General features: G+C 39.8%; 20 protein-coding genes. 8 read left to right on the plus strand and 12 right to left on the minus strand.

Features of this window, described 5'->3' with window-relative positions:
* Positions 1–77 precede the first annotated feature (77 nt).
* Positions 78–701, plus strand: coding sequence for a tetracycline resistance transcriptional repressor TetR (gene tetR, locus MMG00_RS01025; protein ID WP_242153205.1), 624 nt, complete (start codon positions 78–80; stop codon positions 699–701).
* Positions 702–978: 277 nt separating this feature from the next.
* Here the strand turns inward: tetR and MMG00_RS01030 are convergent, their stop codons facing one another.
* The 3 genes from MMG00_RS01030 to MMG00_RS01040 form a co-directional block, all read right to left on the minus strand.
* Positions 979–1,833 (minus strand): PhzF family phenazine biosynthesis protein, encoded by an 855-nt coding sequence (locus MMG00_RS01030; protein ID WP_242150157.1) that lies wholly within the window; start codon positions 1,831–1,833, stop codon positions 979–981.
* Between the two features lie 90 nt (positions 1,834–1,923).
* Positions 1,924–2,400, minus strand: a complete 477-nt coding sequence (gene ybeY / locus MMG00_RS01035) for an rRNA maturation RNase YbeY (protein ID WP_432805931.1) — start codon at positions 2,398–2,400, stop codon at positions 1,924–1,926.
* A gap of 88 nt (positions 2,401–2,488) precedes the next feature.
* Positions 2,489–3,517, minus strand: a complete 1,029-nt coding sequence (locus MMG00_RS01040; RefSeq protein ID WP_242150161.1) for a PhoH family protein — start codon at positions 3,515–3,517, stop codon at positions 2,489–2,491.
* Between the two features lie 160 nt (positions 3,518–3,677).
* Here MMG00_RS01040 and MMG00_RS01045 point away from each other — a divergent pair, with 160 nt between their 5' ends.
* The 6 genes from MMG00_RS01045 to MMG00_RS01070 all read left to right on the plus strand — a co-directional run bounded on the left by MMG00_RS01045 (position 3,678) and on the right by MMG00_RS01070 (position 10,441).
* On the plus strand, positions 3,678–5,993 hold the full coding sequence (locus tag MMG00_RS01045) for an ATPase, T2SS/T4P/T4SS family (RefSeq protein ID WP_242150164.1): 2,316 nt from the start codon (positions 3,678–3,680) through the stop codon (positions 5,991–5,993).
* Between the two features lie 11 nt (positions 5,994–6,004).
* A complete protein-coding gene (locus MMG00_RS01050) occupies positions 6,005–6,754 on the plus strand; it encodes a pseudouridine synthase (RefSeq protein ID WP_242150167.1) in 750 nt (249 codons plus the stop codon).
* A 5-nt stretch (positions 6,755–6,759) separates the two neighbouring features.
* Positions 6,760–7,800, plus strand: coding sequence for a class I SAM-dependent methyltransferase (locus MMG00_RS01055; RefSeq protein ID WP_242150170.1), 1,041 nt, complete (start codon positions 6,760–6,762; stop codon positions 7,798–7,800).
* A gap of 293 nt (positions 7,801–8,093) precedes the next feature.
* Entirely contained in the window at positions 8,094–8,933 is an 840-nt protein-coding gene (locus MMG00_RS01060; RefSeq protein ID WP_242150172.1) for an aminoglycoside phosphotransferase family protein, read from the plus strand.
* A gap of 230 nt (positions 8,934–9,163) precedes the next feature.
* Positions 9,164–9,751, plus strand: coding sequence for a DJ-1/PfpI family protein (locus MMG00_RS01065; RefSeq protein ID WP_242153211.1), 588 nt, complete (start codon positions 9,164–9,166; stop codon positions 9,749–9,751).
* Between the two features lie 315 nt (positions 9,752–10,066).
* The gene (locus MMG00_RS01070) at positions 10,067–10,441 is read left to right on the plus strand and encodes a DUF3597 domain-containing protein (RefSeq protein ID WP_242150175.1); all 375 of its coding nucleotides are present in this window, start codon (positions 10,067–10,069) and stop codon (positions 10,439–10,441) included.
* 111 nt (positions 10,442–10,552) lie between these two features.
* Here the strand turns inward: MMG00_RS01070 and pckA are convergent, their stop codons facing one another.
* The 9 genes from pckA to MMG00_RS01115 all read right to left on the minus strand — a co-directional run bounded on the left by pckA (position 10,553) and on the right by MMG00_RS01115 (position 21,166).
* Positions 10,553–12,163, minus strand: a complete 1,611-nt coding sequence (gene pckA / locus MMG00_RS01075) for a phosphoenolpyruvate carboxykinase (ATP) (protein WP_242150178.1) — start codon at positions 12,161–12,163, stop codon at positions 10,553–10,555.
* 105 nt (positions 12,164–12,268) lie between these two features.
* Complete coding sequence (locus tag MMG00_RS01080) at positions 12,269–13,441, minus strand: D-alanyl-D-alanine carboxypeptidase family protein (RefSeq protein ID WP_242150180.1); 1,173 nt, start codon at positions 13,439–13,441, stop codon at positions 12,269–12,271.
* Positions 13,442–13,453: 12 nt separating this feature from the next.
* Positions 13,454–14,362 (minus strand): septal ring lytic transglycosylase RlpA family protein, encoded by a 909-nt coding sequence (locus MMG00_RS01085; RefSeq protein ID WP_270049328.1) that lies wholly within the window; start codon positions 14,360–14,362, stop codon positions 13,454–13,456.
* Positions 14,362–15,477 carry a lytic murein transglycosylase B gene (gene mltB / locus MMG00_RS01090; RefSeq protein ID WP_242150183.1) on the minus strand — a complete coding sequence of 372 codons (1,116 nt, stop codon included), beginning with the start codon at positions 15,475–15,477 and terminating at the stop codon, positions 14,362–14,364. Before mltB ends, MMG00_RS01085 begins: the two co-directional genes overlap by 1 nt.
* The gene (gene rodA / locus MMG00_RS01095; protein WP_242150186.1) at positions 15,478–16,614 is read right to left on the minus strand and encodes a rod shape-determining protein RodA; all 1,137 of its coding nucleotides are present in this window, start codon (positions 16,612–16,614) and stop codon (positions 15,478–15,480) included. It abuts the gene before it with no gap.
* Positions 16,604–18,712: a penicillin-binding protein 2 gene (mrdA, locus tag MMG00_RS01100; RefSeq protein ID WP_242150188.1), complete on the minus strand. Its 2,109-nt coding sequence runs from the start codon at positions 18,710–18,712 to the stop codon at positions 16,604–16,606. Before mrdA ends, rodA begins: the two co-directional genes overlap by 11 nt.
* 15 nt (positions 18,713–18,727) lie before the next feature.
* Positions 18,728–19,222 (minus strand): rod shape-determining protein MreD, encoded by a 495-nt coding sequence (mreD, locus tag MMG00_RS01105; RefSeq protein ID WP_242150190.1) that lies wholly within the window; start codon positions 19,220–19,222, stop codon positions 18,728–18,730.
* Entirely contained in the window at positions 19,209–20,066 is an 858-nt protein-coding gene (mreC, locus tag MMG00_RS01110) for a rod shape-determining protein MreC (RefSeq protein WP_242150192.1), read from the minus strand. The genes mreD and mreC overlap by 14 nt, the downstream gene beginning before the upstream one ends.
* A gap of 47 nt (positions 20,067–20,113) precedes the next feature.
* A complete protein-coding gene (locus MMG00_RS01115; protein WP_432805924.1) occupies positions 20,114–21,166 on the minus strand; it encodes a rod shape-determining protein in 1,053 nt (350 codons plus the stop codon).
* Positions 21,167–21,329: 163 nt separating this feature from the next.
* Here MMG00_RS01115 and tpiA point away from each other — a divergent pair, with 163 nt between their 5' ends.
* On the plus strand, positions 21,330–22,079 hold the full coding sequence (gene tpiA / locus MMG00_RS01120; protein WP_242150194.1) for a triose-phosphate isomerase: 750 nt from the start codon (positions 21,330–21,332) through the stop codon (positions 22,077–22,079).
* The last annotated feature ends 4 nt before the right edge of the window (positions 22,080–22,083 follow it).

A 22,083-nucleotide genomic window follows, 5' to 3' on the forward strand; every position in this document is an offset into this window, starting at 1 on the left:
TATCATTGATAGATTTAAGGTGGTGGAAATATAACTCTATCAGTGATAGAGTGTCAAGAAATTAATGAGGAAAGATGATGGCTAGATTAGATAAAAAAAGAGTAATCCAAAGTGCTTTAGAGCTTTTAGATGAAGTAGGAATGGAAGGATTAACGACCCGAAAATTGGCGCAAAAGCTCAATATTGAGCAGCCTTCGCTCTATTGGCACGTTAAAAATAAACGGGCACTATTAGATGCATTATCGGTAGAGATTTTAGTGCTTCATCATGATCACTTTGAACCTCAAGAAGGGGAGTATTGGGCAGATTTTTTACGTGAAAATGCGAAAAGCTTTCGTAGAGCCTTATTGAGCCATCGTGATGCTGCTAAGATTCACTTAGGAACAAGACCTTCTCCTGAGCAGTTTCAAGTTGTAGAAACACAGCTTCAATTTCTTTGTCAGCAAGGTTTTACCTTAGAAGAAGCACTTTATACATTAGGGGTTTTAAGTCATTTTACGTTAGGTTCTGTCTTAGAAGAGCGAGAGTACCTAGAAGCAATGCGTGATGATGATCCGGCATTAAGTGCGGCAATGCCCCCACTTTTAACAAAAGCCCTAGAAATTATGGAAAAAGATACAGGGGAGAAACCCTTTCTGTTTGGTTTAGAGGTGATTATCTTAGGCTTAGAGGCAAAGCAAAAACAGAAAAATCAGAAATGAGCTTACTAGAAACTGATAGAGCGCAGATCTTTGGATAAAAGAGTCTTCTCTATTTTCTTATCTAGAAGGGATACGATGGTTAATTCTTTATGAAAAGGCGCTAAATATAGTTAAATCGGTTTAAAAGTGACTGAATTAGATTGCCGAGCATCGATGATGAGAAGCACAAGAATCGTTCTATCCGGCAGCGTGCAGGCTAATTTGATACACAATCTGTACCCTTAATATTTTAAAATAGTGTTTCTTAAACCAAATTGACTATAAGCCTTACTATTTATTAAGCTTTAATGAGTTCAAGCGATTTTGTTTCAGTATAATAACCTTTCCCACCTACAAAGACTTGCTCAATATCGTTTTGGGGCGTAGTGATTAATTCAACGCTTATCTCAGAGGGAGAATGGAGCGAATAGCCTTGTTCAAATTGATAGAGGGGCTTTTGGATATGGTGTTTTGTATGCAGATAGCAGGCAAGAGCGCAGTTAGAAGTTCCCGTTGCGGCTTCTTCATTAATATCATATCTTGGGGCAAAGTTGCGGCAGATGATGCGCTCATTGTCAAAAGTATAAAGATGAAACCCAACGACATCGTATCGCTCGCTAATGGCTTTGATTTCCTTAAAATTTGGTTCTAGTTGCATAAGAGCGGTTTCACTTTGAATTGCAATTAAAATATCTTTTAACCCTGTGGAGACAATCTGAATAGGGTATTGCGGATTAATAACGGCTGTATCAAAGCAGTCTATTAGTTCTTGAAGAGGGATGATATCAAAAAACTGTGGTTGATTTTGCTCCATAAAGATCATCTCCTCTTTGAGGGTGATCGCAAGAACGCCACTGTTAGTCTCGATCGTATAATGATCTTTAGTGACTTTATTAAGATGCTTTAGAATGACAAATGCCGCAATTGTAGCGTGGCCACAAAGATCGACTTCCTCTTTTGGGGTGAAATATTCAAACCGATAGTCAGCCATTTCTGATTTTGTGATAAATACTGTTTCAGCGTAGCCAAGTTCTTTAGCTATTGCCATTTTTTGAAGGGGGGATAAGGTATTTTCAAATAAGACAACGCCGGCTTTATTTCCACCTTGTTGATTTTTACTAAAGGCGCTAGCCACATATACAGTGATTTTCATTGAGTCCTAGGCAGTATCGCCCTATGTTCTATAAGGGCGATATGATGTTTTTTAAAGAGAAGAAGCCTGAAAGCTTTTTTAAGAGAGAGATTACTGCGCTTGATAAGGATTTTTAATGCCGAGAGATTCTAGAATTTGAATCTCTAATGCTTCCATCTCTTCCGCTTCTTCATCTTCAATATGATCAAAGCCTAAAAGATGCAGTGTGCCATGAATCGTCATATGTGCAAGATGATCATGAATCGTTTTTTGTTGCTCTTTCGCTTCTTCTACAATCACCGGCATTGCAATAATAATATCGCCAAGCGTGGGTTCTTCATCGAGTAAAAAATCCGGTACTTCAAAGGGAAAAGAGAGAACATTGGTAGGCTGATCTTTATCTCTAAAATCACGGTTAAGTGTTTGCACCTCTTCATTGGTGGTAAAACGTAGGGTGATTTCTGCAGGTTTCATAAAGCCGGCGATCTCTAAAGCACGATTGACCCAAAGATGAAGCGTTTCATCATTGGGTAAATCGGTATCCATTTCACGTTGGCAGTCGAGAATGAGTAAATCAGGATCTCTCATTGCGGTTGTTTTCATTATATTGCTCATCTTTAATTAGGGTGAAAATGGCAAAATCATACGGGAAATATGATCATTTCGCTACTGATTTTTATGCTGTTTGTGTTGCTGTTAAGCGTTCTTTTTCACGCTCTTTTTCGCGAGCCTTTTCTCTTCTCTCTTTTTGAATGCGCTCTGCTTCATCTGACTTTTCATAAGCATCGATAATTTTTGCCACCATCGGATGGCGCACAACATCCACAGAAGTAAAATGACTCATAGAGATCCCTTCGATCCCTTCTAAGACCTCTAACGCATGTTTTAAGCCGGATTTAATATTTCTTGGTAAGTCTACTTGAGACGCATCGCCCGTAATAACTGCTGTGGAGCCAAAGCCAATACGTGTTAAGAACATTTTCATCTGTTCGATGGTTGTGTTTTGCGCTTCATCTAAAATAATATACGCATCATTGAGCGTCCGTCCTCGCATAAAGGCAAGTGGGGCAATCTCAATAGTATGACGTTCTATGAGCTTATTGACGGTTTCAAACCCTAGCATTTCATAGAGTGCGTCATAAAGCGGGCGAAGATAAGGGTCGATTTTTTCTGTTAAATCACCTGGTAAAAACCCAAGTTTTTCGCCAGCTTCAACAGCTGGTCGCACTAAAATAATACGGCGAGCCTCATCCTTTTGCAGGGCTTCAACTGCCGCCGCGACCGCTAGGAAGGTCTTTCCCGTTCCGGCAGGACCAATACCAAAGTTGATGTCATTTTTCTCCATATTATAGAGATACTCTTTTTGCGCTGGCGTTCGCCCACGAATGAGACCTGCTTTAGTTTTAATCACACGATCATGCTTATCTTGTTTAAGATCTTTAAATTCAGGACCAAACTCTTGAATGACAAGATGGACATCGTTAGGCTCAAGCCATTTATCTTTTGTTTGCCTGTAGAGCTCTTCTAAGATCTCTTTAGCGTTTTGGATATCCTCATTATTCCCACTAATTTGAAAATTTGCGCCACGATTACCAATGTTGACCATGACTCGTTGCTCGATAAGACGCAAGTGTTCGTCAAGGTTGCCGCAGAGATTAGAGAGGCGCTCATTATCGCCATCAAAAGCGAGTGTGATTATACTCATTCGTTTTTTAACTATCCTTATGCATTAATGATTTAAAATATCTTACAACTCTATCATTATGAGTCAGGTGGACTCAAGAAGTAGTGCTATAATAACGACAATTTTGGGGCTAAATACGATAAAACAAGCCGTCCGCACAAATTAAAGTATGAGGTTGCATGTGAAACTTGAACATAATCTATTGATTCAGGGGCTTATTGAGCTTAAGTGGATGTCGAAAGAAGCGGTGCCACTCCTATCTACAAGAATGTATGAAGCGGAGGCTTCCACTGTTGGGAAATTAAGAGCACATGGCTTAACAAGTGAGGCAATCTTTGAGGCGGCAATTTTTGCAAATAAAACGGCAGAAAATCCTTTGCCCGTGATTGATTTATCATTGATGAAGCCGATTCAAAATTTTGATTTTGCAACATTTGCTTCATTAGAGGAGATGCTCGCACAGTTTATTGCGCCAGTAATGCAATTAGGGGATCGTTTGATTGTTGCCACGGCAGATCCATCAAATGCGAAATTTTTTGATATTTTGGCATTACGTTCACCTTTTAAAATCGATTACTGGATTGCAGAAAGTGAAGCAATAAAAGCGGCTCTTCTTGCCATGAATGTTAATGAGGAATCTCCTGTTAGATCTGATGTGGCTGAAACAAAGATTAGTAATCCCTCGGCGCAAACTGTTGTAGCGCAATCTGTTGCAGAGCAATTAGGCGGTGAAAATAATGGGGAGAAAGAGATTGCACAACAATTCACTTCCTTACAAGCATCGAGGATTGAACCCACTTTGTCGGTAAGTGAACCACCTCAAGAATCTTCCATTTCTGAAACAATTGTGACAGAAGAGTTTGTCGATCATTATCAGGAAGAGGAGACGGTGCGTTATGTAGATGAAGAGGAGCTAGCCGATGAGACATTGGTAGAAGATCCTCTATCTGTAGATGAGCATTCGAGTTTATCTGAGAATTTAAGCTCAGATGAAGATCCTAGTGGCCGTTTTGCTGCCTTACAAGATTCGGCGTTAGATGTGGATGAGTTAGAATCTAAATCTCAAGATTCAGAACAAGACTTAGAAGCTGATGAAGTCACGATTGCAGAAGATCAAAACAATCACGCTTCTTCAGAAATGGCACTCGATACGCTTGATCACGAGATAACAAACACGCACGATACTCCTTCTCATACTTTAGAAGAGGCAAAGCCTACTCTCAATGAGGTTAACGAATCACAGCCTTTAAAAGCTGCCGATGATTCTCAAAGTACGGCGATTATGTTGCGTGAAGTATTAGATGAAGTTGGGCGTAAGGTTCAAGAAGTACCTATTGAAGATGATGTCATCGAGTATATTAATTATATCTTGCTAGATGCGATTACAAGAAAAGCCTCGGATATTCATTTTGAACCTTATGAATCGAGCTATCGTATTCGCTTTAGAATTGATGGTATTTTACATAAGGTTTATGTGGTGCCAGCACAATATCATCAAACTATTGCTTCAAGATTAAAAGTGATGGCAGAGCTTGATATCTCAGAGAAACGCTTACCGCAAGATGGACATATTACCATCTGTCTTGGGGATGAGAAAGATGATGAGGTAGATGCGCGCATCTCTGTCATTCCAACACTTTGGGGTGAAAAGGTCGTGATTCGTCTATTAGATCGCTCTGAGATGAATTTTTCCCTTTTAAAATTGGGATTAACTCAAAATCAAAAACATCAGGTGCAATCGGCTATTGAGCGCACGCAAGGATTGGTGTTAGTGACAGGCCCCACGGGTTCCGGCAAGACAGTAACGCTTTATGCTTGTTTAAATCATCTTAATGATGCTTCAAAAAATATCGCAACGGTAGAAGATCCGGTAGAAATTAATTTAGAAGGGATTAATCAGCTGCAAGTTCATCCGAAAATAGGTTTAGATTTTGCCGAAGCGCTACGGGCATTTTTAAGACAAGATCCCGATGTATTGATGGTGGGTGAAATCCGTGATTATGAAACAGCAGATATCACGATGAAGGCTGCGCAAACGGGGCATTTAGTTTTATCGACTTTACATACCAATTCAGCCGTAGAATCGTTAGTACGATTACAAAATATGGGAGTTGAATCCTATAACATTGCATCAACAGTGAAACTTGTGGTAGCACAACGCTTAGTTAGAGAGCTTTGCCATTGTAAAGAGGAAGATATTGTCGATTCGGGCTATTTAGAAACATTAGGATTTACGCCGCAACAAGCTGCGAGTAAGTTTTATAAGGCAAGTGGTTGCTCTGAATGCCATGATGGATACCGTGGGCGTTTTGCTATTTTTGAAGTGATGCCCATTTCTAAACGAATGGAGCAATTGATATTAGAAGCAGCACCTGCTTCAGAGATTCGTCAACAAGCAGAGCGAGAAGGTGTGAAGAGCCTGCGCCAAGTAGGGATTGAGAAGATTATAGAAGGTAGAACCTCACTTGAAGAAGTTCTACGTGTGACAACTGAATAATAGAGAGTTGAATGAAAGAGAAGAGCGGTGTGGAAACACAATATCGGTTAGATCAGTATTTGCAATTAGCCTTAGGAATATCTCGTAAAGAAGCTGGGAAAGCGATTCGTAATCGTTGGGTCAATGTTAATGATGTGCTTGTAACGCAGCGTGATTTTAAGGTGACAGAGCAAGATAAAATTGAAGTTGATGATGAAGTGATTACTTATAGCAGTAAAAAACGTTATTTTATGCTACATAAGCCAAAAGGTTATGTTTCAAGCCATCGTCATGATGGGCATATCTCTCTTTTTCGTCTTTTAGATGAGAATGAGGATGTTGAAACGCTGCACATTGCCGGGCGCTTAGATGCCGATACAACAGGAATGGTTTTAATTACAGATGATGGGCAATGGTCTCATCGAATTATGCGCCCAGGTCACAATAATGATGAAGAGAGTGATGTGGCAAAAACGTATGAAATTAAGCTCGCAAGACCCATGACCGATGAGATGATTTCGCAATTAGAAGCGGGCGTTGAGCTTCGCGGGGATGAGCTATTAACAAAGCCGGCGATTGTTGAGCGTTTAGAAGATCACTCTGAAAAAATGATTCGCCTAACGATTACGGAAGGGCGCTATCACCAAGTTAAAAGAATGTTGGCAGCGGTGGGGAATCATGTTGAAGATCTTCACCGAATGCAAATTGGTCATCTAACATTAGATGGATTAGCAGAAGGCGAATATCGCGCTTTAACAGATGAAGAAGTAGAAGGATTTTAAAGAAAATGGCTGAAGCAAGTAATGCACTATTTCGCGATAGCGAGCTGATTAATCAAGGCAAAGGTTTATTAATTGCCGATGAAAGTTTTGATCTTTCTGGAATAAGCGCTAAAGAGAATATTCGTTATATCACTAATCGCAAAGATATTGATAATGATCTTCAAAAAATGGGGTTTGATGGCAATTTAAGTGATTTTGAGCTAGAAGATGCCCCTGATGACTATTTTGATTTTATTCTGTTTCGTCTTAATAAATCAAAAGTATTAACGAATTATCTCTTAGTTCAGGCAAATCGAATCTTAAAAGAGGGTGGAAGCTTAATTTTAACCGGCAATAATAAAGAAGGCGTTAAAAGCGTGATTAAACACGCTGAAAAAATGGGCGCGGTTGTGGAATTAGAGCTATTAGGGAAAGGTCTTCGTTATGCGCGTATAGAAAAGCGAGCAGGAGGAGAGATCGAGCTTGATGGGGAAGAGTATCGCAACTTTATTCAGATTGAAGATGAGGCGCAAGAGATCGAATTTGTTAGTAAACCCGGCATATATGGTTATAAAAAGATTGATGAAGGGAGTATTTTTTTAGCGCAAACGCTCAATAAAGATAAGTTCTCTTTAGAAGGGAAAGTGCTAGATCTAGGTTGTGGTTATGGCTATTTAGCAGCAAGTGTTGGTAAAAATCCGAAGATCGAATCATTAGTTGCTACAGATTGTAATGTGGCTTCAGTCATGGTTTGTGATCATAACCTTAAAGAGCTTGGGATTGAAGCAACGGTAACACTTGATGATTGTGGATCCCAGCTTGAAGATCGCTCATTTGATCGGATTATCTGTAATCCTCCATTTCACCAAGGTTTTGGGACATCACAGGATCTTACCATTAAGTTTGTGCAAAATACCAAGCGCCTATTAAGACGCAAAGGGATTGCTTACTTTGTGGTGAATCGTTTTATTGCCATTGAGAAGGTTTGTTATGATGAGTATGTGAAATGTACAGAGCTCACTGGTAATCCCCAATTTAAAATCTTAAAGTTAGAGCGATTGAAGTAAGATTGCTTTATTCAATATCCCAACAGGTATTATCTAAAAAGCGCCTAATGAATAGTGAATAGGCGCTTTTTTTGTATGGTGTCTTTATCTGTGGGTTAGGTAGAGTGAAATAGGTTCAAAACAAGCTGATTTAAATGCCGGTGCATTGATGATGAAAAGCATAAGAATCGTTCTATCTGGCACCGTGCAAGTCAGTTTAATGCACATGCTGTACTGTTGAAAAACAGTGTTTCTTAAACCAAATCGACTATACTTAATATGAAGTAAGCTTTTATAAAAAAGAGATATAAATCATGAAGCATGATCAAGAGAAGTTGAGGAGATATCTGAGTTTATGGGAGCTCTCAGCGGTTGAAGATCCTTTTTATACGGCTACGAGCCTTCTGCAAAAAGTAGTGGATACAAAAGGGCGTTTTTGTCTCTTAAAAATCACCAATAATGCTGATGAAATGCGAGGAATTGCACAATTAGAGATATGGTCGAAGGCTGATAATGGAGCATCTGTAAAAGTGTTTCAGACTGGCCATGAAGCTATTTTATTAGCGTATGCAAAAGAGAGTCGTTCATTATTGCCGGAAGCATTAGATGAGAAGGGACATATCTCGGTATCAGCAAGAATGGCAAAAAGGCTTGTAATGCTTCATCAATCGCCTCCACTCTCTAAATTTAAAGACTTAATACCTTTAACAATAGTTTTTGAATCCTCAATGTTATTAGAGACAGATTCTGTGTTACTACAAAAAGCAAAGCTGATTTCACAAGAACTATTAAATGCCCCGGTTTCCCATGTTTCTCTTCATGGGGATGCACATCATGGGAACTTCCTTTATTTCTCAGCAACAGATGTTAGAGCCATTGATTCTAAGGGCTTTTATGGTGAACACTATTTTGATTATTTGCCACTTTTTATAAATCCTGATTTGGGCATGATGCGAGTGAACATAAAGCTTTTTGAAGAGAAACTTGTGATGTTGTGTCATTCTGATAATGACTATGGGCTGGAAAGAGATCGTTTAATTCGTTGGATTTATGTGGGATGTGCATTATCTGCCGCTTGGTTTTTAGAAGATAATATGCAAGAAGAAGCGCAGCAGCAATTACGCTTATTAGCGTTTATCGATTCATTTTTATAGTTTTTTTATGTCAGCATTTTGTATCGGTTATCCATCCTTAAAACGTCATATAATCCTAATGATAAGTTCAATAAAATCATCAGTTTCATGATGTTGTGATAAATATCTGCTACTTTTAAGATATTGACCTTGTAAGTAACAGGTATTGAGGTTGATAAGCCATCTATTTATTAGTCCCTTGAAGTTTAATCTATTAGGGGAAATCAATAACAAGCGAGGAAGGAGATATGATGAATTCTAAAAAAATTCTATTACTAGCTGGTGATTATGTCGAAGACTATGAAATTATGGTACCGTTTCAAGCTTTAACAATGCTAGGGTTTGAGGTGCATGCTGTATGTCCTGAGAAAAAATTAGGAGATATTGTATTAACGGCAATCCACGATTTTGAAGGGGCGCAAACCTATAGTGAAAAGCCGGGACATAATTTTGTTTTAACTTATGATTTTGATTCTGTGAAGAGTGAAGATTATGTAGGATTAGTCATTCCCGGTGGTAGAGCGCCTGAATATTTGAGATTGAACCAGCGAGTTTTAGAGATTGTACGAGAGTTTGATCAGGCAAAAAAACCTATTGCCGCAGTATGTCATGGGCCACAGATATTAGCAGCAAGTGGTATTTTAAGTGGTCACCAAGTAAGTGCTTATCCGGCTTGTCATCCTGAGATAACATTAGCTGGTGGTAAATATGCAGATATCGCCGTAGATGGTGTGCAAGTTTCAGAGCATCTTGTTACAGCTCCCGCTTGGCCTGCTCATCCTGCTTGGTTGGCGGCATTTATTAAGCTATTAGGCGTGAAGATCTCTTTACCACAATGATAAGTAAAAGATAATTGAGTCTTTTAACTTTAGACTCAATAACCATAAATAGTAATAAATGAGAATTAAAAGGTTGCTTGATTAAAGCTTCCTTTTAATTCTTTTTTATGAAAGATTACAGATAGTACTGTTATCTCGATACTTGAGATATTCAATTAGTAGCTGGGAATAGATTGAGAGCAGAGCGTTTTAAACGATATATGGCCTTTTATTTTCATACTTAATTGATGTAAATATTGATATATTTTCTTATATTGTTTTATCCTTATAGCTATAAGGATGATTTATTAGTCGTTGTAAGAAAGGAGTTTGGCTATGAGTATTTTTGGCGGTATCGTGAAAGGGATTTTTCCCAAGGTTGAAACTAAAAAATTGGAGAATATAGATTTACAAGATAATGCGGCGGTCGCTGAAGTATTACAAGAGAGCGTAAAGGATGTGGATGTAGCTGCGATCTTAACTGCTTTAGAAGCAAAGTCAGGGCAGAAATTAAATTGGAAAACCTCTATTGTAGATTTAATGAAGCTATTAGGTTTAGATAGTAGTTTAGATGCTCGTAAAAAATTAGCTAAAGAGCTAGGTTTTGACGGTGATATGAGTGATTCTGCAACAATGAATATGTGGCTACATCAGCAAATTATGGCTAAAATTGCGCAAAGCGGCGGTATTCTACCAAGCGGTTTACAATAGAATTTTCTCATTTTCTTATAATAAAAAAAGAGCCCGGAGGTAAACTCGCGGGCTTTTAATAATTACTTACTTCAAAATCAGTTTCTAGATCTCACTAGAACCCTGATTGGGTTACTTCTTAGGACTAACTTTTGCAAGTTCAGCACCTAATTCAGTGTCTGTGTATTTATCGAAGTTATCGTTGAAAAGGTCTGCTAATTTCTCAGCTTTCTCAGTCCACTCTGAAGCCTGTGCGTATGTTGAACGTGGGTCTAAGATTGAACCGTCAACGTTTGCAATTGCTTTTGGTACTTCAAGATTGAAGATAGGAACGATTTCTGTCTCTTCTTTATCGATATCACCGCTTAAGATTGCGTTGATGATGTTACGTGTATCTTTAAGTGAGATACGTTTACCTGTTCCATTCCAACCTGTGTTTACAAGATACGCTGTTGCGCCTGATTCTTGCATACGTTTAACAAGTACTTCTGCGTACTGTGTTGGGTGAAGGAGTAAGAACGCTGCACCAAAACATGCTGAGAATGTTGGTGTTGGCTCAGTAATACCACGTTCAGTACCTGCAAGTTTCGATGTGAAACCTGAGAGGAAGTAGTATTGCATCTGCTCTGGCGTTAATTTTGATACAGGTGGAATCACACCAAAAGCGTCAGCTGTTAAGAAGATAACTTTCTTCGCAGGACCTGCTTTAGAGATTGGCTCTACGATGTTATCGATATGATAAATTGGGTATGAAACACGTGTGTTTTCAGTTTTTGAACCATCATTAAAGTCAACTGAACCATCTTCTTTGATTACAACGTTTTCAAGAAGCGCATCACGGCGAATCGCACCGTAGATTTCTGGCTCTTGCTCTTTTGAAAGGTTGATTGTTTTTGCATAGCAACCACCTTCAAAGTTAAATACACCATCATCATCCCAACCGTGCTCATCATCACCAATTAATTGGCGATTAGGGTCTGTTGAAAGTGTTGTTTTACCTGTTCCTGAAAGACCGAAGAAGATTGCAGTTTCGCCATCTTTACCCACGTTTGCAGAGCAGTGCATTGAAGCGATGCCTTTAAGTGGAAGAAGATAGTTCATAACTGAGAAGAGACCTTTCTTCATTTCACCGCCGTACCAAGTACCGCCGATCAATTGCATGTTTTCAGTTAAGTTAAATGCTACGAAAGTTTCTGAGTTTAAACCCATCTCTTTATAGTTTTTGTTAGATGTTTTCGCGCCATTTAATACAGTAAAGTCAGGCTTAAAGTTTTTAAGCTCTTCTGCTGTTGGGCGAATGAACATGTTTTTAACAAAGTGCGCTTGCCATGCAACTTCTGTTACAAAACGTACTGCTAAACGAGTTTCAGCGTTAGCACCACAGAAACCATCAATAACAAAAAGACGTTTGTTTGAAAGTTGTGTTAAAACGAGGTCTTTAAGATCTGCCCAAACTTCAGGAGTGATCGCTTTGTTGTCGTTTTTACCTTTACCTGAATCTGCCCACCAGATAGTATCTTTAGTAGTTTCATCACGTACGATATATTTATCTTTAGGAGAGCGACCTGTATAGATCCCTGTATCAACGCCTACAGCGCCAAGAGTTGTAACTGTACCCTTGTCATAACCTTCTAGGCCTGGTTTAGTCTCTTCTTCAAAAAGAACATCATAGCTTGGGTTGTATAAGATTTCTGTTGCGGTGATACCTTGTGCTTTTAGATCATCAATAATCTGTTGTGACATGTCTCTCGTTTCCTAAAAATTTAATCAAAAAATAAACACACACTGTTTACGTGGGAAGTATGATAACGAATAAACTACAAAAATACTACAAAAAAATGTTTAAATTTAAAGCGCTTCTTTAAACTTATTGATTTTATTGTTAAGTTTGCCCAGGAAGCTCTCCCAAAGGCGTTGGAATATTCCTGTTTTTTCCACATCTTTCAAAGCGACAACCGGAAAGCTATGAAGCAGATGGTTGTCGATATAAAACTCTAAATTACCAACTTGCTCTCCCTTCATAACTGGCGCTTCGAGACCACTATTGACTTTGATTTGCGCTTTTAAGTTATCATATTGTACACGAGGAAGTGTTGCGGTAATGCTATCACTAACGCCAACAGGTACCGTTTTATCTATCCCATGAAGAACATTGGCTCTTGCGATCACTTCATTGGCTTCATAGATTTTTTTGCGATCAAAGTTTTGGAAGGCGAAGTTAATAAGCTCACGTGATACACGTTGACGATAGGCTTCATTATTAGCGCCCATCACCACCACAATGATACGAAAACCATTACGCTCTGCGCTTGAAGCTAAGTTATAACCGGCGCTATCTGTGTGGCCTGTTTTAATTCCATCAACCGATGAATCTTCCCAAAGAAGGGTATTGCGGTTATTTTGCTTAATGTTATTCCAGGTAAAGCTCTTTTGAGAATAAAACTTATAATGTTCTGGAAAATTTTTAATGAGTGCGCGAGACAGAACGGCTAAGTCAAAAGCAGTGGTGACATGTTCTGGATCTGGTAGGCCACTGGCATTTTTAAAGTGGCTATCTTTCATGCCAAGTTCAGCTGCTGTTTCATTCATCTTAACCGCAAAGGATTCTTCAGAAAATGCGATATGCTCGGCAATAGCAACAGCTGCGTCATTTCCTGATTGAACAATTAATCCTTGGAGTAGATCATTAACAGACACAAGCGTTCCTTCTTCTAAGAACATTCTTGAGCCACTCATACTGCGTGATTTTGCGGAGACAAGTACTTTATCATTGGCGTGAATAGTCCCTTTTTGTAGGGCATCAGCAGCAACGTAATCTGTCATGACTTTAGTGATACTTGCAGGTTCTAATTGCAGTCTACTGTTAGATTCAGCAAGTATTGCCCCTGTTTCATAATCCATGATAATCCATGATTTAACGGCATATTCTGGGAGCTGAAGCGTAGAGTTTGGTGATTGTGCGACGGAAAGTGACATCGAAGTCACCGCCACAGCGCAGATTGTGAAAAGTTTTTTAAACATAATTTTTTATCTTTAGAAATGGATAATGGTTGTAGATACAGGAAGAGAGAATGCTGCATTTCCTGCTTCTTCACGACTATTATAATGACCAACATAGACACGATATAGCCCTTTATCATACTTGACTTGGGTCGGTTGTTGCAGTCTATTTGTCATATTTTGTTGAAAGTTGAGTGCATTTTGCTCACTTCCAAAAGATCCTAATTGAATATGGTAACCCGATGCAAGGTTGCTATTTCCTGCGAGAGATTGCGTTTGATTCGTGTAACTAGAATTAATAAACTCTTGGCTAGGCGGAGCTTGATCGAAGTATTGTTGCTCAACGATCGTCACATTATCGCTAGCGCTTGCCTTGGCTGCTGTAATTGCAGATTTTGCCTCAGTTCTAGGATTATTGCGTGGTTTTTTATTGGGATCTAAATATTGGTGTGGTCCGATAGCTTCAACGATTACCGGCGCGGTTCCTTTTTGGACAACATCAAGCTCTTTTGCTGCTGCATAGGATAAATCAATAATGCGCCCTTTTACAAAAGGTCCCCGATCATTGACCATTACGGTGATCGATTTATTGGTATCTGTATTTGTGACCGTGACAAAGCTTGGGATAGGTAGTGTCTTATGCGCTGCGGTATAAGCATGCATATCATAAGGTGTTCCGCTTGAGGTCGGTTTTCCGTGGAATTTATCCCCATACCAAGATGCCATCCCTTTCTCTTTGTAGCCTTTTGTTGTTGGAAGAAGGGTGTATGTTTTGCCAAAAACCACATAACTAGAAGGGTTTCCTGATTTGCTTAAAGGAAGATCTTGTGGGGTTGCCCCTCTGCCATTATGCGCTTTTGGCTTTTTACTACCCGCACAGCTAGCAATCACAAAGATTGCTAGGGTACAGATCAGGAGTTTTTTAGTGGTACTAAATCCCATTAACGAACTCCTTTCTTAATCGCCTCTGATACTTGGAATACCGCTAATGCGTAAAGTTTTGAGCTATTGTAACGAGTGATTGCATAGAAGTTGCGGTAACCGATCCACCATTCGTCAACTTTTGGGCTACTTGTAACTTCAAATTCAAAAAGCGTCACTTTTGCAGATGGATCTGCATTAGTAATAATGCCGGCATTTTTAAGTTGTGCTACTGTCTCTTTAGGTGGTGTTAAGCGCCCTGTTTGTTTGAGTGCTTGATAAGCGTTGTTACTAGTGCTAACGGAGACTTGCTCGGCAATTTTAGCGCCACGAACCCATCCTGCTTTCATGAGATAGTTTCCAACAGACCCAATGGCATCAACAGGGTTGTTCCAAAGGTCACGTTTACCATCACCATCAAAGTCCACAGCATAAGCAAGATAGCTTGATGGCATAAATTGAGGATAACCCATTGCGCCGGCATAAGAGCCTTTATAGCTAAACGGATCCCCGCCATTTTCGTTTAAGATTTGAAAGAAAGCCGCTAACTCGCCGGAGAAAAATGCCGCTCGTCTTGGGTAATCAAAAGCAAGCGTGGAGAGTGCATCAACGACTTTCCATGATCCGCGGTTTTGTCCATATCCTGTTTCAACGCCAATAATTGCGGCAATAACAAAGCGGTCAACGCCATAAACTTCTTCGGCACGAATAAAATCGCTCTCATATTGGTTATAGAATTTAATACCATCATTAATGCGTTTATCTGTCATAAAGATCGGGCGATATTTACCCCAGTTCATCGTCCCTTCGGCAGGGCGATTCATCGCTTCTACGATTTTAGGTTGAAGCTTAGTGTGGTTGAGCACATCTGTCATCCATTTAGCATCAAGATTTTTTTCACGGCTTGTTTTAGTAATAAATGCTTGAACATCGGCACGTTCTGCAAGGCCTGTGCGCTCAGCTTTTGTTGTAGGATCAACTTTAGGTAAAGGTTTAGATATTTGTTCTGATTGTTGTAGGCGAGCAGGTTCCGATGCCTTTGATGCTTCGAGATTGCTTTGGCTTGAAACATTTGAAGCACAAGCTGTCATTGTCATTGCGCTAATAAGACTGAGGGTTAAAAGTCGTAATCTCATTTATTGAATCCTTTTCGTGATTGATGCGGGATGTGAGTAGATGTTCATTAATATACCAAAGGAGATAAAGAGAGTCACAATTGCAGTCCCTCCGTAGCTCACAAATGGTAGTGGAACACCAACAACAGGTAAAATACCACTAACCATGCCTGTATTTACAAAGACATAGAAGAAAAAAACGAGGCTAATCGCACCGCCAACTAGCTGGAAGTAGCTATCTCTTGCATTGAGCGAGATATATAGACCGCGCCAGATGATTAAGAGATAGCAGATAATTAAGAGAGATGTGCCGATAAGGCCAAACTCTTCACCAATAATGGCATAGATAAAATCAGTTGTCGCTTCTGGTAGAAATTGTAAAGAGACTTGAGTACTGTTTTGCCACCCTTTGCCGTAGATACCGCCAGAGCCAATCGCAATTTTAGATTGGATAATTTGATAGCCTTTTCCAAGCGGATCTAGCTCTGGGTTAAGAAAGGTGATGATTCGGTCTTTTTGGTAGTTCTTTAGGCCGAAAAACCACATGGAAGGGATTGCCACAGCAACTGTCATGATGGCAATAAAGATATATCGCCATTGGATTCCGCCAAGAAAAAGTACCACTACGCCAGAAAAAAGAATAATGATGGCTGTTCCAAGGTCAGGCTGCATAAAGATGAGGGCAAAAGGAATCCCAATAATCATTAAAGAGAGCACAATATTTGTAAATGTCGGGGGGATATTGGTTTTATGTAGATAGTAAGCAAGCATCATTGGAACGGCTAGCTTTGCTAATTCTGAGGGCTGGAAACGCATCACTTTTAAATCTATCCAGCGGTGAGCCCCGTTTGCTTCCACACCAATAAAAATTACGGCAAGAAGCAGGAGTAGTGCAATGAGATAAAAAATAGGGGTGAGCTGTTTAATGCGCTCAGGAGGAATAAAGGCGATCACAATCATCATCACAAATCCCCCAATAATTTTCATCGCTTGTGACATCACATAATCCATATTGTGATTTGATGCGCTATAAAGTACTAACAAGCTAAAGAGTGTTAGCATGAAAATTAAAAAGGTGAGTACTGTATCGAGATGAAAGAACGCTAAGAGACCTTTAGGCTTTACCTCTTCAGTATGATATAGCTCTTCATATCTCATGTTGAATCCTTATTGTTGAACCTTTAAGTGTCTGTTCTTTTCTTGTTTGATCTGCGCCAAGACGAATATTCATCAGACTTTTAAGGGTAGGTGATGGCGTATTTTCCGGCTTTTCATCCTTTAAGGGAGCCTCTTCTAAAGAGGGCATTGATTCTAATTGTAGTTCAGGTAATTGAGGTGCGTCATTATCTAATAATAGCGAGATCTCCTCAGCTTTAACTCTCGCTAATGTCTCTTTGGCAAAAGGAGTATCAAAATCCTTTAACCATGCATCATAGACTTTTTTGGCAATAGGTGCTGCCACACGAGAACCCGATCCCCCGTTTTCCACAATAACGGCTATTGCTATTTTGGGAGCTTCAGCAGGTGCAAAAGCAACATACCAAGCGTGGTCATGATGGCGTCTATCAAGGTTTTTTGCATCATACTTAGAACCTTGTGCAATCGTTTTTACCTGTGCCGTTCCTGTTTTTCCGGCAGTAATATAATCACTAGATTTTGTTGTTCTAGCGGTGCCTCTTGCGCCATGCACTACTGAGATCATGCCATCAATTGCTGCATCCCAATAGTGATCATCCTTAAGGACAATCGGAGAGATTGGTGTTGGTAGCACAAACTCTTTTTGGTTTGAAGGTGGCATTGCGGTAGCCCCTAAAATATGTGGCTCAAACGCCTCACCTCTCATTCCAACAATGGCTGTTGATTGGGCGATTTGTAGAGGAGTTGTTAACCAATAGCTTTGACCAATTCCTGCGGTAATTGTATCGCCAGTATACCAAGGCTGTTTAAAGCGTTGGCGTTTATATTCAGGCGTAGGAGCCACGCCTGCAGATTCACCAATGAGGTCGATATTGGTTCTAGTACCTAGTGCAAAAGGTTTTAAGAAATCTGTCATTGTGGTTACGCCCATATTATAGGCAAGCTCATAAAAGTAGACATCACAAGAGCGCTCTAATGCTTTACGAAGATCTGATGGCCCGTAATAGCCCATATCTCTAAATCGGTGGTTATTACCAGGAACAGAGAAGTAACCTTTACAGTTAATAATGGTTTTTTCAGTAATGAAATCATTTTCTAAACCCGCTAAGCCAATTTGCGGCTTAATCACAGAGCCAGGAGGGTATAATCCTTGCATCACTCGGTTGAGAAATGGGGTTGATGGGTCTGTATTGAGCTCGTTAAAGTCTTTATGGGTAATGCCATCGACAAAGAGGTTAGGGTCATAAGTAGGTTTTGACACAAAGGCTAAAATATCGCCACTTTGTGGATCAATTGCAACAATTGCGCCATCGTAATCTTCAAGCGCTTCTTCTGCGAGAATTTGGAGTCGAATATCGAGCGTTAAATAGATATTTTTCCCAGGAATAGGGGGGACTTCACTAATTTTTCGAACCGTGCGCCCTGATGAGCTAGACTCAACAGTCTCAAATCCCATTGTTCCTCGTAAAATATTTTCAAAGCTCTTTTCAGCGCCTCGTTTACCAATATGTGTAATCCCACTATATTCGTGTTCAAGACCTTGTTCTGTGATTTCTCGAATATCGCGAGTATCTACCCTCCCAACATAACCAATCGCATGAACGGCTCGGTTTTTATAAGGATAGATGCGCACTAAGTTTGCTCGTAAATGAATGCCGTTAAGTTTATGAAGGTTAATAGCTATTTGCGCTGATTCATCTTCATTAAGCCCTTTTTTAAGGACAACACTCTCTTGACGATTTGCTCTACGATAGGCTCTTTCAAAGCGGCTAAGCTCATCTTCAGATAGAGGGATGAGCTCATTAATGGCGGCTAAGACCTCTTCTAAGGGCTGCGTGAGATCCTGACGGATGACTTCAAGGTTATAAACAGGAATGTTTGTAGCTAAGATTTCACCGTTACGATCGAAAATTTGTCCACGCGTTGGTGGCAGTGGGAGTAGTTTAATTCGATTAGCGTTAGATCTTGTTGTGTAGAGATCGTGCTCAATAATTTGTAGATTAAATAATCTTGCGATCAGGAAAATTAAGCCGATCAAGACTAAGAACGCTCCGATAAGTGAGCGTCCAAGAAAGAGGGTGTTAGTGGTATTTTGCTTTTTTTGTGGTTTCTCTAACATCTTTCGTTCACCTTCTTATTTCTTATCAGTGATACCAAAGATTTCGCAAACTTCATTGAGGATGATATTTAAAATCGGCCAGAAGAGGCTCGATACAATAATGGGCATCATCCAGTGAGTAAAGCTTGGTGTTGAGTTCCCAAGAATCCCATTAACCCAAATTGCAATAAGTGATTGAGCTGCAAAAACTATCGGAATTAATACTGTTTGTTCAGGGAGTGTTAAGGCCTTGACACGAGAGTAGTATCTTTTAATCAGATAGCATAGTAGTGCAAAGGTAAAGCCGTGTAGTCCCCAGACAAAAGATTTAGAGATATCTAAAAAAAGACCTGCAAGCCAAGCAGAACCGACACTAAATTGTGTGCGTAGACGAATAGTCCAGAAAAGCATCATCATTGTCGTCCAATTCGGGCGAATCGCTTCGAAGAATGCCGGCATGGAAATCGTGTCTAAAACAATTGAGATGCCAAATGTTATTAAAATGATGAAGGAGCGTTTAATCCAATTCATTTTCTCCTCCATTTGATAAAATAAGTACTTCGCGGATACGGTCAAGCTTAGCCGTTGGGGTTGCAATAATTTTTGCAAAGTAACCTGTGGAATCTACCGTGATTGTTTTGATAATCGCCACAGGGTAGCCTTGAGGAAATCTCTCATCTAAACCAGAAGTCACTAGAAGATCGCCCACTTTAACATCATCATCAAAAGCAATGTTGGAGATCTCGATCTCATTGAGTTTACCATTACCATTTGCAATCCCTCGAATCCCATTACGATTAACCTCAATGGGAAGGGAGTGATGTGGATCTGTTAATAAGATCACTTTACTTGAAGAGGGAGATACTGAGATCGTTTGCCCAACAATTCCTAGGTTGTTAAGAACCGGAAGATTTTCTTCAACGCCTTGGCTTGCGCCTTGATTGAGCATCACAATATGGCGATAAGGATCTGAGTTGATATTAATTAACTCGGCAATAATCGTAGAGTGTTCAAGCTTTGATGAGGATTGCAGTAAGAGTCTTAGTCGTCTATTTTCAGCTGTTAATGCAGCCATTTGCTGGGTTTCATAGGCAAGGTAGAGCTCTTTTTCTTCTAGCGTTTCAATTCGTTGCAGTAAGATCTCTTTTTCGGTATACCAATCTTGCAATCTATTCAATGCACGACTTGGGCTTTCAGCAATTAAAGAGAGTGGATGACTAATCTCTTCTAGATAATATTTAGGATAGCGTAAAAAGTCTGTGCGGTGATCCAAAAACATGAGCGCGATCGAAAAAAGGCAGAAAAAAACTGCCTTTCCCTTCAGCCCAAAGCTATGGAAATCAAATTGCTCTTGACCTTTATCTTGTTTATCCATGGATCTTTAACGTTATAAATAGGTGATAGTTAGAGATGAATGGTTAATTATTCAAGACCAAAGGCATTGCTACCATAAACTCCTTGGAGTTCTAGTGCTTTACCACCGCCTCTTACAACGCAAGTTAAAGGATCATCGGCAATAATGGCATCAAGACCAGTCTCTTCAGAGATGAGTTGATCGATATTGCGAAGTAAAGCACCACCACCAGTGATAACAATACCACGCTCAGAAATATCCGCCGCAAGTTCAGGAGGCGTTGATTCTAAAGCAAGCTGTACTGCGCTCACAATTCCTTGTAGTGGTTCCATTAACGCTTCAAGAATCTCATTTGAGGTTAAGGAGAATGTGCGTGGTAAGCCTTCACTTAAGTTACGACCACGTACTTGAGTTTCTAAAACTTCAGCAGTTGGGAATGCTGTTCCAATATCTTGTTTAATACGCTCAGCTGTTGGTTCCCCAATTAACATGCCGTAGTTACGACGAACATAGTTAATAATCGCTTCATCGAAAGTATCTCCACCGATACGAACTGAATTTGCATAAACGATTCCTGTTAGGGAGATCACAGCGACTTCAGATGTTCCGCCACCGATATCTAATACCATTGATCCCGTTGCTTCATGTACCGGAATTCCTGCGCCTAGTGCTGCTGCCATTGGCTCTGGAATTAATCTTGCTTCTAATGCACCAGCGCTTTCAGCGGCTTCCTTGATGGCTCGGCGTTCAACGTGAGTTGCACCTGATGGAACACAAACAATCACGCGAGGATTAGGACGACCTAGTAAAATATTACGTTTTAAAACTTGGTTGATAAAGTTTTCAAGCATGATTTCTGTTTTAGGAAGATCAGCAATAACGCCATCTTTAAGAGGGCGCGTTGTCTCAATGGTGTCAGGAGTTCTGCCAAGCATGAGTTTTGCTTCTTGCCCAACAGCAGAAAGGCGTGGACGACCGGTTCTAAGGTCACGTTCGATCGCAACAACAGATGGTTCGTTTAATACAATGCCTTGACCACGCATATAGATAAGGGTGTTCGCTGTACCAAGGTCAATTGAAAGATCGCGGGAAAAAAAAGACTTCAAACGTTTTGGGATCATATCTTTGTACTCAATGAAAAGTCGGTTAACTTACTACCCATACCATAAATTTTGCAAAAGTAGGCAGGCACTAGAAAATAAGGTACGATTATAGCAATTATTAGCATTGAATGATTAAATATTTAGAAATTTTTTTATAATACTGGTTTAAGGAATTAATAAAATGAAACAGAAGAAACGTTTTGTTGCAGGAAATTGGAAAATGAATGGCTCATTGTCACAAAATCGTGACCTATTAAATGCGCTCATTGAGACAGTTAAAGACGCGGATTCAGATGTTGTTGTATTTCCACCAGCAATTTACATTCAACAAGTTGCGACCATTTTAGATGGGATGAATATTAAAGTAGGCGTACAAAATATCTCTTTCGAAGCTAAAGGTGCATTTACCGGTGAAATCTCTTTATCGATGGTAAAAGATTTTGGTTGTGATTATATTTTAATCGGGCACTCAGAAAGACGAACGCTTTATGGTGAGACAGATGCGGATGTGGCAAAGAAAATGAAGGTTGTTGTAGCGGCTGGATTAACACCTGTAATCTGTGTTGGTGAAACGCTGGAAGAGCGAGAGAGTGGAAAAACAGAAGATGTGATTAAAGCGCAATTAACATCTGTTATTGATGAGATTGGTATTGAGGCATTTAAAAATGCTGTTATCGCTTATGAGCCAGTATGGGCAATTGGTACAGGTAAGACTGCGACTCCGGAAGAAGCCGATCAGGTTCATGAGTTTATTCACTGTACATTAAAAGCTTACGATGATAAGATATCTGACCTTGTGAGAGTCGTTTATGGTGGAAGTGTGAATGCTTCAAACGTTGATTCGCTCTTCGCAAAAGAGAATATTGATGGGGCTCTTGTTGGAGGCGCATCGTTAGAAGCTGAAGGATTTACAAAGATTGCTTTAGCATAATCTT

Source organism: Ignatzschineria rhizosphaerae, assembly GCF_022655595.1.
GTDB classification, from domain to species: domain Bacteria; phylum Pseudomonadota; class Gammaproteobacteria; order Cardiobacteriales; family Wohlfahrtiimonadaceae; genus Ignatzschineria; species Ignatzschineria rhizosphaerae.